This window comes from Streptomyces sp. G45 (assembly GCF_049542095.1).
Lineage (GTDB): Bacteria > Actinomycetota > Actinomycetes > Streptomycetales > Streptomycetaceae > Streptomyces.
Window position 1 is genome coordinate 5,986,942 of record NZ_JBMUZU010000001.1, and the last position, 13,413, is coordinate 6,000,354.

The following is a 13,413-nucleotide window of genomic DNA, read 5'->3' on the forward strand; positions in this document are numbered from 1 at the left end:
TGCTCAGGCTGTTCGCTCATCGGCTCGCATCCCCCCTCCGGTCGGTGGGCCCGCCCTGCTGCGGGACCCTGGGCGCCAGTGCCTCGGCGGCCGCCTGCTGGTAGCGCAGCACCGCCTGCTCGGCGACGCGCAGGTCACAGGGGGCGCTCCACAGCATGCGGCGCGCGGTGTCGTACCGCTCCACGAGGAGCGGGTCCTCGGCCAGGCCGTGCCGGGCCACCTTCGCCTTGTACGCGTCCAGGCGGCCGCGCAGCTCCGCGCGGACCGCGAGCGGCGCGGTGACCGCCGTCAACGACTCGCGGGCGCGCAGCAGTTCGTCCTCGGCCTTGCGCTCAAGGGATTCGAGCAGCGGGGACAGGCGGTGCCACTGGCCGTGCCTGCGGTAGTCGGCGGCCTGCGCCAACTGCTCCTGGAGGGCCGTGGGCGGCCCGGACACCGCGGGCACCTCCGACGCGGCGATCTTCGCGAGCACCTCGCCGCGCGCGGACCGGGCCTCGGCGAGGGTCCGGTCGGCGCGCGACAGCACGTCGCGCAGCTTGCCGAGCCGGGCCTCGGCGTCCTGGCGGACGGTGAGCACGGCGTCGATCTCCCGGCGCACGTCCTCCAGGGCGCGCGCCGCCTGGTCGTAGCGCTCGGTGCCGGGGCGGCCGCCGCCCGGCGCCGAACTGCCCGGCGCGGGCTGCCAGAACGCCAGCGGGTCGGCGATCACCTGCTCCCGCAGCAGCGACAGCTCCTGGGTGATCTGCTCCAGGTCGTCGCCCGAGGGGTGCTCCCCGGGGCGCACGCCCACGGAGTGCGCGAGCTGGCGGGTGCGCTGGAGTTCGGCGGCGAGCAGGTCGATGCGGGCGGGCAGCGCCGACCACACGGCGTCGGCGGCGACCACCATGTCCAGGGAGTGCGCGTACAGGTCGTTCATCCGCGTGACGAGCTTCTCCAGCGTGAACCGCTCGGTGAGCTTCGCGGGCCCGGTGATGGACGGCGCGGAGCCCGACGCGGGGCCGCCGGCGACGGTGACGCTCTCGCCGCGCAGCAGCAGCGTCAGCTCCGTGAGGTCGTCGCGGTTCGGCCAGCGCCTGCGCTCGCGCACCTCGCGGGCGGTGCGCAGGACCCCCGCGTACGCGTCGAAGTACGACCAGAGCAGCGTGATCTGCCGCTCGGTGACCAGCCAGCGCTCCTGGGTGACGCCGCTGAGCCGCGCGCCTTCGAGGAGGCGGCGGCCCGCGTGGTCCTGGAGGGCGAGGAGGGACGTCTCGATCGCCTCGTGCTCGGCGTCGAGCCGCGCCAGCGCACGGTCCACCTCGTCCCGGTCCATCACAGGGCCGGGGGGTCCCGCGACGCTCATCGATCACCTCTCCGCTCGGCCGGTCCTTCGGCTCTTCAGTACGTCAGTACGTTGTCAACTGGTCAGTCGTATCAGGTCGGTTGCCCGGAAAGCCGGGCCGTCCGCGGTCAGTCGCGGTACTTCGGCTCCGGCGGGGTGGCCGACTTGCCGCGCAGCGGCTTCCGCAGCCACTCGTCGTACGACGCCTTCCATCCCTTCTCCTTCCGGGTCCGGTAGTCGTCCAGTACGGCGTTCACGCGCCGCACCAGATCGGTGGAGCCCTTCTTCATCGCCACGGCGTAGTACTCCGGTTCGGGCTTCAGGGGTCCGCCCTTCAGCTCCACCGTCGGGTCCTGCGCCGCCTGGCTCGCGGCGAGCGCGCCGTCGGTGACGACCGCCTCCACCTCGCCGAGCTGGAGCCGCACCAGGCAGTCGAGCTGGTTCGGCACCGTGGTGCTGATGTCGGCACCGAAGCTGTTCTCCTTGAGCTCCTTGAAGGCCGTCGACCCCTCGGCGGAGCACACCTTCTTGCCCTGGAGGGTGGAGTTGAAGCCCGTGATCCGGGAGGACTTGGGCGCGAGGATCTGCTGGCCGGTGGCGAAGTACGCCGTGGAGAAGTCGACCTTCTCGACGCGGTCGCAGTCGACGGTCATGGTGCGGATGACCATGTCGACGTCCCCGTTCTCCAGCGCGGGGATGCGCTTGTTCGTGGGGATCGCGCGGAACACCACGGCGTCCTCCTTGCCGAGGATCTGCCTGCCGATCTCCCGCGCCAGGTCGATGTCGAACCCCTGGAGCGCGCCCTTCGGCTTGTTCGGGTCGCGGTAGCCCCAGCCGAAGCTGTTCTGGTCGACGCCGACGATCAGCTTCTTGACCTCGCGGTTCTTGATGGCCTCGATCGTCGGGCCGTCCTTGTCGTCGGGCCGCAGGCTGCGCTCGGGCTCCTCGCAGTCCTCGGCGGCGCGCGCGGGTGCCGCCTGCGCCTGGACCCGGTCCGCCCCGCCGCCGCCCGAACCCGCTCCGCGGTCGTCGCCGCCGGTCACGCGGGGCAGCACCAGCACCAGCGCGGCCGCCAGCAGGCAGGCGAGCGCCATCGAGGCGACGCCGCCCCAGCCGCGCACCACCGCCGCCATGCCGCGGCGCGGCCCGGTACCGCCCGGCCGTGCCCCGCCCTGTCGCACCCGCATGGTCCCCGCCTCCCCCTTCGTCCTCTTGGTCACTGGTACTCCGAAAGCCTGCGGGCGATGCCGAGGACCACCGCCGCCGCGCCGAGCACCCCGAGCACGGCCACGCCCACGTTCAGGCCCGCCAGCGCGCCCTTGCCGTCCTCGGCGGCCTGCCTGAACTCCCCCTGCTCGTGCTTGAGCGCGCTCTTGAGGGCGTCGTCGACGCGGTCGAAGGACTCACCCGTCGGCGCGCTCTCCCGCCCGCCGATGACCTTGTCGAGGGCGCCCCCGTAGTCGCCCGCGTCGTCCCTGGAGCGGGCCTGGGCGTGGCGTTCCTTCCACTGCGTCACGTTCTTCACGGCCGCCGCCACCGGGGCGCGGCCCTCGTCGTCGTCCGCGAGCCGCTGCGCCCGGGCGAGCAGTCCGCTCTCGCCGCCGAGCCGCTTCATCTGCTTGCCGTAGTCGACGTCGAACTTGTCCTTCTTCTCCTCCTCCCCCTCCTTGTTGGTGACCGTGACGGTCTCGGCGCCCCGGCTGACCAGCGTCAGGTTCTCGTTGCCGCGGGCCTTCAGGGAGTCGATGCGGGCGTCGTTGAGGACCTTCAGGGACGCGACGCCGTCGTCGTACGAGGTGGACAGGCCGGAGCGGGCGACGCTGTGGCCGACCACCAGCCACAGCAGGGCGACCGTGGTGGCCGCCGTCGCCGCGAGCAGGCCCGCGTTGAACACCCTGTTCGTCCGGCGGTAGTTGCGGCGCTGCGCCCACGCGAGCGCCGCCAGCGCGGTGACGCCGAGGAGGATGGCCACCCACGGGTAGGGCTTCGCGCCGTCGTAGTCGGATTCCAGGCGCTCGTTCTCCGCCGTGTACAGCCGCTCGGCGGCCGGGAGCATCAGCGTCTGCATGGTGTCGTTGGCGTAGCGCAGGTAGGCGCCGCCAAGGGGCAGGCCCTGGCGGTTGTTGGCGCGGGCGCGCTCGATCAGGGCCGTGTAGCGGGGCAGCAGCTTGTTGAGCCGGGCGACGGAGTCGGCGGACGCGGTGTCCGCGCCCGCGTTGGAGGCCGCCGTCGCCAGCTTCTCGCTGGCGCGGTCGATGTCGTGCTGGTAGCGCTCCTGGACCTTCGCCGGTTCCTGACCGCCCGCCAGGAAGGCGCTGGAGGCGGCGGTGTTGGCGTCCGCCAGGGAGCGGTAGATGTCCGCCGCGTCGGCGCTCAGGGGCTGGCTGCGGTGCAGGACGCGGTCCGCGGCGTCCGCGCGGGACGTGGTCTGCCAGGCGGTGACCGCGCCGAAGGCCAGGACCAGGGCCGCGAGGAGCGCGCCGATGCCGCGCAGCCTGCCCGGTTCCGTCGTCGCCGCGGCGCGCAGGCGGTCGACGGCCTGTGCCCAGGCCGTCGCGCGCTTCTGTGGCGTGAGCGCCTTCGGCGGTGCGGCGGTCGCCGTTCCTGGTTGTGGCGTGTGGGTCACCTTGGCCTCGACCTCCCCCTTGGTCCGGCTTGGACGTGGTGCTCGGCCGCAAGTATCGCCGCCGGGGCCTTGGTCCGCACAGGGCTTGACCCGATCTTGTGCGGATTGCGGATGGGCCGGGCATCTGTGAACACGCGGACGGGGGGTGTTCGGTTCCGTTCGGGGGGCGCCCCGGCGGGGGCGCCCCCCTGCGGGGCGGGTGAGCGCGGGGTCAGGCGGTGGCGTAGGCGGCGCGGAGGCGGGGGTAGGCCTCGGGCGGGGCCTGGAGGGCGTCCAGGGCCAGGAGGGCGGCGCCCAGGACCGGGCGTTCGGTGACGACGCGCGGCACCGCCTTGGGGGCCCGTTCCGCCAGGCGGGCGCGGACGCCGTCGTCGAGCTGTGGATGGCGCGCGGCCAGCACGCTGCCGCCGAGGAGCACCGGCGCCGCCTCCTCCAGCAGGTCGAGGCGGTCCAGGGCCACCGCGGCCATGGCGACGATCTCGTCGGCCATGCGGTCCACCAGCGCCCGCGCGACCTCGTCGCCCGCCGCCGCGGTGGCGAACAGGACGGGCGTCAGCTCGTGCTGCCGCACGGCCGGGATGTGCCCGAGGTGCAGGGCCTCGATGAGGGCGTACATGGAGGGCAGCTGGAAGTGCGCGGGCAGGGCCCGCATCAGGGCCGTGGGCCCGCCCCGGCCGTCCTCGGCGCGGGCCGCGTGCCACAGGGCCTCCTGGGCGAGCCCGCCGCCCCCGCCCCAGTCGCCGGAGATCTTGCCGATGGCGGGGAAGCGGGCGGTGCGCCCGTCGGGCAGCATGCCCACGCAGTTGACGCCCGCCCCGCACACCACGGCGACCCCGCGCGGCTCCGCGTCGTCGAGGAGCCCGGCCCGCAGCACCGCGAAGGTGTCGTTGCGGACGTCGACGCCGCCGCCGTCGCTCCACCCCCGGCGGCGCAGCGCGTCGGCCAACTCCCTTTCCTCCACGGGCAGATCGGCGTTGGCGAGGCAGGCCGAGACGTGCGTGACGGAGGTGGTGCCCGCCTCGGCGAGGGCCCGGTCCACCACCTCCGCGAGCGCGTCGACGGCCGTCTCCACGCCGACCTTCGGCGGCTGGAACCCGCCGCCGCGGGCCGCGCCGAGGAGCCGACCGTCGGCCGTGACCACCGCGACGTCGGTCTTGCTGTTGCCCGCGTCGACGGCGAGCGCCGTGACGGCCGGGGTGCTCAGGCCCACGAAAGGTGCTCCCGGTTGTGTGCGACGAGCTTGTCGGTGAGCTGCTCGGCGTAGTCGTACTGGCCGATCAGCGGGTGCGCGAGAAGGGCCTTGAAGACCCGGTCGCGGCCGCCGTGCAGCGCGGCCTGGAGCGCCAGGTCCTCGTACGCCGTCACGTTGGCGATCAGCCCGGAGTACAGCGGGTCGAGGTCCGGGACGGGCAGCGGTGTCGCGCCCTGGTGGCCCACCGACGCCTGCACCTCGATGACCGCGTCGTCGGGGAGGAAGGGCAGCGTGCCGTTGTTGTAGGTGTTGACCACCTGGTACGGGCTGCCCCCGCCGCCGAGCAGGGACGCGGCGAGGTCCACGGCCGCCTCCGAGTAGAAGGCGCCGCCCCGCTTGGCCAGCAGCTCCGGCTTCTCGTCCAGCGTCGGGTCGCCGTACATCTGGAGCAACTCCCGCTCCATCGCCGCCACTTCGGCCGCCCGGGAGGGCTTTGTGGCCAGCTCCCGTACGACCTCGTCGTGCAGGTAGTAGTAGCGCAGGTAGTAGGACGGGACGACGCCCAGGCGGTCCACGATCGCGCGCGGCATCCGCAGGTCGGCGGCGATCGCGTCGCCGTGCTCGGCCAGCAGCTTCGGCAGCGCGTTCTCGCCCTCGGGGCCGCCGATGCGGGCGCCCAGCTCCCAGGTGAGGTGGTTGAGGCCCACGTGGTCCAGGTGGACCTGCGCCGGGTCGACGCCCAGGTGCGCGGCGAACTTCCGCTGGAAGCCGATCGCCACGTTGCACAGGCCGACCGCCTTGTGCCCGGCTTGGAGCAGGGCCCGGGTGACGATGCCGACGGGGTTGGTGAAGTCGATGATCCAGGCGTTGGGGTTGGTGCGGCGGACGCGCTCGGCGATGTCCAGGACCACCGGGACCGTGCGCAGCGCCTTGGCGAGGCCGCCCGCGCCGGTCGTCTCCTGGCCGACGCAGCCGCACTCCAGCGGCCAGGTCTCGTCCTGCTGCCGGGCCGCCTGCCCGCCGACGCGCAGCTGGAGCAGCACCGCGTCGGCGTCGGCGACGCCCGCGTCCACGTCGGAGGTGGTGACGACGCGGCCCGGGTGGCCCTGCTTGGCGAAGATGCGCCGGGCCAGGCCGCCGACCAGTTCCAGGCGGTCGGCCGCCGGGTCGATGAGGACCAGCTCCTCGATGGGCAGGGTGTCCCTCAACCGCGCGAAGCCGTCGATGAGTTCGGGTGTGTAGGTCGAGCCTCCGCCGACCACTGCGAGCTTCATTGCTGAATCAGCCCTTTACTCCGGTGAGGGTGACGCCTTCGACGAAGGCCTTCTGTGCGAAGAAGAAGATGACAATGACCGGAGCCATGACCAGCAGCGTCGCCGCCATGGTCATGTTCCAGTTCACCATGTGGGCGCTCTTGAAGGACTCCAGGCCGTAGGAGAGCGTCCACGAGCCCGGGTCCTGGGCGGCGTAGATCTGCGGGCCGAAGTAGTCGTTCCAGCAGTAGAAGAACTGGAAGAGCGCGATCGCCGCGATGCCGGGCTTGGCCATCGGCACGATGATCGTGAGCATCGTGCGGAACTCGCCGCAGCCGTCGACGCGCGCCGACTCGATGTACTCCTTGGGGATGGTGAGGAGGAACTGCCGCAGCAGGAAGATCGAGTACGCGTCGCCGAACGCCATCGGGATGATCAGCGGCCACAGCGTGCCGGACAGGTGGAACTGCTGCGCCCACACCAGGTACATGGGGATCACGATGACCTGCGGCGGCAGCATCATCGTCGAGATGACGAGGACCATCGCGGTGCGGCGGCCCCGGAAGCGGAACTTGGCGAGCGCGTACGCCACGGGGATCGCCGAGCACACCGTGAACAGCGTGCCGAGGCCCGCGTACATCAGGGAGTTGCGCCACCAGGTGAGGAAGCCGTCGGTCTCGAAGACCGTCTTGTAGTTCTCCCAGTGCCAGGACGAGGGCCACAGGTCGCCGCTCATGGCCTGCTCGTCGCTCATCACGGACGTCAGGAAGACGAACACGAACGGCAGGATGAACAGCAGGGCCACGGCGATCGCCACGCTGTGCACGGCGATCCAGTGCAGGATCCGCTTGCGGCGGGCGCGGGCCTCGGCCGGGCCGCGCCGTTTGGCGGGAGCGGCGGCCTTGGAGGAGGCGGGGGCGCTGAGTGTCGTGGAAGTCATGGTGGGATCAGTCCTCCGCCGAGAGCAGCCCGGAGCGCTTGCGCATCAGCAGCAGCGTCGCGGCCATGGCGATGGCGAAGAGCACGAGCGAGAGCACGCACGCCGCACCGGTGTTGAAGTTCTGGAAGCCCATCGAGTAGACGAGCTGGGGGACCGTGAGGGTCGAGTGGTCGGGGTAGCCGGGCTGGATCACCGAGCCGGGCCCGATGTTGACGCCGGAGGCGACCTTCCCGGCGACCAGGGCCTGCGTGTAGTACTGCATGGTCTGCACGATCCCGGTGACCACGGCGAACATCACGATCGGCGTGATGGAGGGCCAGGTGACGTACCGGAACTTCGCCCAGGAGCCCGCGCCGTCCAGCTCCGCCGCCTCGTACTGCTCCTTGGGCACGTCGAGCAGCGCGGCCATGAAGATCACCATCAGGTCGCCGATGCCCCACAGGGACAGCATCACCAGTGACGGCTTCGCCCAGTTGGGGTCGTTGAACCAGGTGGGGGCGTCGATGCCGACCTTGGCCAGGATCTCGTTGACCGGGCCCGAGCCCGGGTTGAGCAGGAAGACGAAGGCGACCGTCGCCGCCACCGGCGGGGCCAGGTAGGGGATGTAGAAGGCGGTCCGGAAGAACCCGACCCCGCTCTTCAGCTTCGTCACGAGCAGGCCGAGCGAGAGCCCGAAGACCACCCGCAGGGCCACCATCACCACGACCAGCCACAGCGTGTTCCACAGGGCCGGGCCGAACAGCGGCATCTGCTCGAACACGTACCGCCAGTTCCTGAGGCCCACGAACGTGGGCTCCTTGATCTGGTTGTAGTGCATGAACGAGAAGTAGACGGTGGCGATCAGCGGGTACGCGAAGAAGACGCTGAAGCCGATCAGCCAGGGGGAGAGGAAGCCGAGCGTGCGCAGTCTGCGGCGCGCCGGGGGCGAGAGTGATGCCATGGCGGGGCCCTTCTCAGTTCTCCGACTGGAGGTTGTCGGCGTCGATCTGGTCGTCGAGTTTCTTCAGGCCCTCGCGCAGGTTCTTCTCGTGGCCCGCCTCGACGGAGTACGCGAAGTCCCCGAACGAGACGACGTAGGCGCCGCCGTTGGTGGAGGGGGCAGGGCCCGGCTGTGCTTGTTCTCCAGGATCTTGAAGAAGGTGCGGAATGTCGGGTCGGCGTCCAGCTTCGGCGACTTGAGGGCCGCGAACGTCGAGGGCACGTTGTGGATGGCGTTGGCGAAGTTCACGACCTGGTCGGTGTCGGCGGTCAGGAACCGCACCAGCTCCCACGCGGCGTTCTGGTGCTTGCTGCTGTGCGCGATGCCCGCGACGGTGCCGGTGATGAAGCCCCGGCCGTAGGTGTCGGCCTGGTCGTCGGGCACCGGCAGGGGCGCGACGCCCCAGTCGAACTTCGCCTTGGCGTCCTTCAGCATCAGCCCGCGCCACTCGCCGTCCAGGAGCATGGCGACCTTCTGGGTGAGGAAGGCGTTCTGGCTGGACATCTCGTCGCCGAAGGTCAGGCGGAACTTCTCCAGGTCCTTGAAGCCGCCCTGCGCGTCGAGCAGTCCGTTCGTCGTCTTGAAGTAGTCGTACGCGGCGGGTTCCTTCGCGAGCCGCGACTTGCCGTCGGCGTCGAAGTAGCGCGGGCCCCACTGCGCGAAGAGGCGGTCCGCGCTGCCCTGGTAGAGGCGGAAGTTGGGCATGTAGCCGACGCGCTTGTACGAGTCCTTGCCGCTGCGCACGGTGAGCTTCTTCGCGGCGGCCTTCAGCTCCGACATGGTGCGCGGCGGGCGCTTGATGCCCGCCTCGGCGAAGGCGTCCTTGTTGTAGTACATGCCGAAGGCGTCCGCGAGCAGCGGCAGCGCGCACTGGTTGCCCTTGTAGCTCGTGTAGTCGAGGAGGGTCTTGGGGAAGGTCTTCCTCTTGTCGAGGCCGGTCTTCTTCATGAACGGGTCGAGGTTGACCCACATGCCGGAGTCGCAGTACTGGCCGACGTTGTTGGTGGTGAAGGAGACCACCGCGTCGGGGGCCTCGCCGCCGCCCGCCCGGAGGGCCTGGTTGATGGTGGCGTCGGGGACGTTCCCGGTCGCCTCGACCTTGATGTTGGGGTGCTTCTTCTCGAACCGCTCGATGCTGTCGTTGATCGCCTTGACTTCGCCGGGTGCCGACCAGCCGTGCCAGAACTTCAGGGTCACGGGCTTGGTCGGGTCGTCGTCGGCGCTGCCGGTGCTGGGGTTGGCACAGCCGGACAAGAGCAGTCCGGCGGCGGCGAGCGCGACCGGCACGCGGATGCGTATGCGTGTGCGTCGCGGCATGGCGGACGTCCTTTGCGGGAGGGGGACAGGGACGGAGACAGGGGGGCAGGGAGAGTGCGGGGGGCGGGGGTGGTGCGGAGGGGGCAGGGGTGGTGCGGCCAGGGGGTCAGGCCGTGTCGAAGAGGGCGTCGCGCGCCTGGTCGAGCGCGGTGCGCAGGGCTCCGGTGAGGATGGGGTCGCCGTGCAGGTCGCTGACGCGGACCAGGGGGCGCGGCAGGACGAGGCCCGTCATCTCCTCCTCGACGCGCCGCCGCAGCTCCTCGCCGCCCGCCTGCGGGACCAGGCCGGACAGGACGACCAGCTCGGGGTCGACGACCGCGACGACGGCGGTGAGGGCGGTGGCGATGTGGTGGGCCAGCTCGTCGCGCACCACGGGGTCGGCGAGGGCCTCGGTGAGCGGCTTGCCGCCCGCCCGCCGCCGGATCACGGCGGCGGAGACCAGGCTCTCGAAGCCGCCCCGGTAGGAGCCGGGCTTCTCCCCGGGGCCGCCGCGCAGCAGCGGGGCGCCCGGCACCGGCATGTAGCCGATCTCGCCCGCGCCGCCGGTCGCGCCGCGCAGCAGGGTGCCGCCGAGCACGATCGCGGCGCCGACGCCCTCGTCGAGCCAGGCGAGCACGAAGTCGTCGTGGTCCTGGGCCGCGCCCTCGTACTGCTCGGCGATGGCGGCCAGGTTCACGTCGTTCTCGATGGTGACCGGCGTGCCGAGGACCTCGGCCAGCTCGGCGCGCAGGGTGCGGGAGTGCCAGCCGGGCAGGTGCGGGGCGTAGCGCAGCTGCCCGGAGTGCGGGTCGATGGCGCCGGGCGTGCCGATGACGGTGGCGCGCAGGTCGTCGTGGCCGAGCCCGGCCTGGGCGAGGGCGCCGTCCACGGCCTCCACGACGAGCTGGGCGGTGCGGTGGCGCACGTCCTCGGCGACGGCGTCGGCCTCGATGCGGAAGCGGCCCACCTCCCGGCCGGTGATGTCGGCGACCAGGGCGGTGAGGCCGGTGGGGTCGGCGGACAGGGCGGCGACGCGGCCGACGGTCGGGTCGATCTCGTACAGGACGGCGTTCGGCCCCGGCCGTCCGCTCTCGCGGCCGGTGGTGCGGACCAGGCCCGCGCTCTCCAGTCGGGTCAGCAACTGGGACGTCGTCGGCTTGGACAGGCCGGTCAGCTCCCCGATGCGGGTGCGGGTGAGCGGTCCGTGGGCGGCGAGCAGGTCGAGCGCGGCGCGGTCGTTCATGGCGCGGAGCACGCGGGGCGTGCCCGGCACGCCGGGCGACCCGTTGGATGGGGTGGTTCCAGCCATCGCTGACGACACCTGCCCTTCGGCGGCCCGCCTCCCTCACGTCACTGTTAGGAAGGCTTCCTATTGGATGCGAGGAACGTAAGCCCGGGTGAAGAGCGCGTCAAGAGTGGGTGCCGCAGGGGCAATCAAGTCGTTATCTGCGGACGGGCGTGGAAACCGCTTGCGCGGCGCGGATACGCCGACGGGGGCGCACGGCAGGTGCCATGCGCCCCCATCGGCGGGGAAGAAAGGTGTCCGAAAACAGCCCGGGACCGGCCCGTGACCGGCGCCTGACCGGCCCGTGACCGGTGCCTGACCGGCCCGCGACCGGCGCCTGACCGGCACGGGACTGCCCCGGTGAGCGACCCGGGACCGGCCCGGAGAGCGGTTTCGCGGCTACTTCGACAGGTTCTGCGGCGGTATCGGGGAGGCCGTCTGCGACTGCGGGGAGGTCGCCGACGCGAACGCGGACGGCGCCGCCATGCCCGCCGTCGGGTCGGCGGCCGGGGCCTCCTCCTGGGCGAGCGGCAGGCCGCCCACGATGCGGATGCCCTCCGCGTCGAAGGCCCGCTTGATCCGCCAGCGCAGCTCCCGCTCCACGCCGAGCGACTTGCCCGGCATCGTCTTCGCCGCGACCCGCACCACCATCTGGTCGAGCAGCACGCTGTCCAGGCCGAGCACCTCGATCGGGCCCCACAGCTGCTCGTTCCAGGGCTCGTCCTTGCTCATCCGCTCGCCGACCTCGCCGAGCACCCGCTTGATCTTGTCCAGGTCCTCGTCGGAGCGCACGGTCACGTCGACCCCGGCCGTCGCCCAGCCCTGCGAGAGGTTGCCGATCCGCTTGACCTCGCCGTTGCGCACGTACCAGATCTCGCCGTCGTCGCCGCGCAGCTTGGTGACGCGCAGGCCCACCTCGATGACCTCGCCGGAGGCCACCCCGGCGTCGATGGAGTCACCCACCCCGTACTGGTCCTCCAGGATCATGAACACGCCGGACAGGAAGTCCGTGACCAGGTTGCGCGCGCCGAAGCCGATCGCGACGCCCGCCACACCGGCGGAGGCCAGCAGCGGCGCCAGGTTGATCTCGAAGGTGCTCAGCACCATCAGCGCCGCCGTGCCGAGGATCAGGAACGACGCCACCGAGCGCAGTACCGAGCCGATGGCCTGCGACCGCTGCCGCCGCCGCTCCACGTTGACGAGCAGCCCGCCGAGCGCGGTGCCGTCCACGGCCTGCGCCGTGCGGTTCATGCGGTCGATGAACTTGGTGATGGTGCGCCGCACGATCACCCTGAGGACCATCGCGATCACGACGATCAGCAGGATGCGCAGGCCGATGGCGAGCCATGTCGACCAGTTCTCCTCGACCCAGCTCGCGGCGTTCTCCGCGCTCTCGTGCGCGTCGTCGAGCGTGACGGGCTTCGGCGTCTGCGGTGTCTTCGTCGGGTCCGGGTCCGCTCCGGCGGCCGAGAGCACGGACAGGAACACGGCGGGTACCTCCAGGCATAGCGGTCTGCCCAGGAGATGCGCCGGGCAGACCCACCACACTAACGGGGCATGGTGTGGGGATCGTTGTCATGTTCGAAGGGCGCCTGGTGATCACCCGGTGACCAGCGGGTGCGCGGCGGCGGGGAAACGTGTCACCCCTGGCCTGTGGTCGAAAACACTTCAAGGCCGTTACCGGCACATGGTGGCGCTACGACCAGGCATGAGGGGAGACTGTTCCACAGATCGTCCCGGCGCGAGCCACGCGCCGCCGGCGTACAAGGAGGCATCCGTGCCGCATGTCCTGGTCCTCAACGCGTCGTACGAGCCCCTCGGCGTCGTACCGCTCCGCCGCGCGCTCGTCCTCGTCCTGGAGAACAAGGCCCTCTGCCTGGAGGAGTCCGGCGCCTTCCTGCACAGCGCGACCCGCACCATCCCCGCTCCCAGCGTGGTCCGGCTCAAGCGTTTCGTGCGGGTCCCCTACCGGGGGCCCGTTCCTCTGACCCGCCGTGCCCTGTTCGCCCGCGACGGCGGCCGGTGCATGTACTGCGGTGGCGTCGCAACCAGCGTCGACCACGTGATCCCGCGCAGCCGCGGCGGTCAGCACGTCTGGGACAACGTGGTGGCGTCCTGTCGCCGCTGCAACCACGTGAAGGCCGACCGGCACCTGATGGAGCTCGGCTGGCGCCTGCGGCACAAGCCCGCCCCACCCTCCGGCCTCGCCTGGCGCATCATCGGCACCGGGCATAGGGACCCGCGCTGGCTGCCGTACCTGCAGCCGTTCGGCGCGGACGACGCGATGGCCCGGATCGACGGCATCTCCGCCTAGGGAGCCGCATCCGGGCCTTCGTCGTACGGGGTCCCTGCCGGTGCCGCCCGGCGCCCGGCAGGGCTTCGGGGGTCCGGGGGCTTCGGGGCTTCGGGGGTCCGGGGGCTTCGGGGGTCCGGGGGCTTCGGGGCTTCGGGGGTCCGGGGGTTTCAGCGGCTTCGGGAGCTTCGGAGGCTTCGGGGGCGCGCGGTGATGGTGTCCGCGCCG

Annotated in this window: 10 protein-coding genes and 1 pseudogene; 1 reads left to right on the plus strand and 10 read right to left on the minus strand. The window is 71.8% G+C overall.

The features are described 5' to 3' along the window. Positions 1 to 16: 16 nt before the first annotated feature. From ACOBQU_RS25215 to ACOBQU_RS25260, 10 genes and pseudogenes are all read right to left on the minus strand, one after another. The gene (locus ACOBQU_RS25215) at positions 17 to 1,342 is read right to left on the minus strand and encodes a hypothetical protein (protein WP_423629764.1); all 1,326 of its coding nucleotides are present in this window, start codon (positions 1,340 to 1,342) and stop codon (positions 17 to 19) included. A 107-nt stretch (positions 1,343 to 1,449) separates the two neighbouring features. Then, positions 1,450 to 2,508 carry a glutamate ABC transporter substrate-binding protein gene (locus ACOBQU_RS25220; protein WP_423629765.1) on the minus strand — a complete coding sequence of 353 codons (1,059 nt, stop codon included), beginning with the start codon at positions 2,506 to 2,508 and terminating at the stop codon, positions 1,450 to 1,452. A 29-nt stretch (positions 2,509 to 2,537) separates the two neighbouring features. Beyond that, the gene (locus ACOBQU_RS25225) at positions 2,538 to 3,947 is read right to left on the minus strand and encodes a hypothetical protein (protein ID WP_423629767.1); all 1,410 of its coding nucleotides are present in this window, start codon (positions 3,945 to 3,947) and stop codon (positions 2,538 to 2,540) included. A gap of 211 nt (positions 3,948 to 4,158) precedes the next feature. Beyond that, on the minus strand, positions 4,159 to 5,157 hold the full coding sequence (locus ACOBQU_RS25230; RefSeq protein WP_423629769.1) for an N-acetylglucosamine kinase: 999 nt from the start codon (positions 5,155 to 5,157) through the stop codon (positions 4,159 to 4,161). Further along, a complete protein-coding gene (locus tag ACOBQU_RS25235) occupies positions 5,148 to 6,413 on the minus strand; it encodes a 6-phospho-beta-glucosidase (RefSeq protein WP_423629770.1) in 1,266 nt (421 codons plus the stop codon). Before ACOBQU_RS25235 ends, ACOBQU_RS25230 begins: the two co-directional genes overlap by 10 nt. A gap of 7 nt (positions 6,414 to 6,420) precedes the next feature. Then, entirely contained in the window at positions 6,421 to 7,332 is a 912-nt protein-coding gene (locus tag ACOBQU_RS25240; RefSeq protein WP_423629772.1) for a carbohydrate ABC transporter permease, read from the minus strand. A gap of 7 nt (positions 7,333 to 7,339) precedes the next feature. Beyond that, entirely contained in the window at positions 7,340 to 8,272 is a 933-nt protein-coding gene (locus ACOBQU_RS25245) for a carbohydrate ABC transporter permease (protein WP_423629774.1), read from the minus strand. Positions 8,273 to 8,285: 13 nt separating this feature from the next. Continuing rightward, positions 8,286 to 9,628, minus strand: a pseudogene (locus ACOBQU_RS25250) (ABC transporter substrate-binding protein). A gap of 106 nt (positions 9,629 to 9,734) precedes the next feature. Next, a complete protein-coding gene (locus ACOBQU_RS25255) occupies positions 9,735 to 10,916 on the minus strand; it encodes an ROK family transcriptional regulator (RefSeq protein ID WP_423629776.1) in 1,182 nt (393 codons plus the stop codon). A gap of 375 nt (positions 10,917 to 11,291) precedes the next feature. Then, entirely contained in the window at positions 11,292 to 12,380 is a 1,089-nt protein-coding gene (locus ACOBQU_RS25260; protein ID WP_423629778.1) for a mechanosensitive ion channel family protein, read from the minus strand. A 289-nt stretch (positions 12,381 to 12,669) separates the two neighbouring features. Here ACOBQU_RS25260 and ACOBQU_RS25265 point away from each other — a divergent pair, with 289 nt between their 5' ends. After that, the gene (locus ACOBQU_RS25265; protein ID WP_423629780.1) at positions 12,670 to 13,206 is read left to right on the plus strand and encodes an HNH endonuclease; all 537 of its coding nucleotides are present in this window, start codon (positions 12,670 to 12,672) and stop codon (positions 13,204 to 13,206) included. Positions 13,207 to 13,413 lie beyond the last annotated feature (207 nt).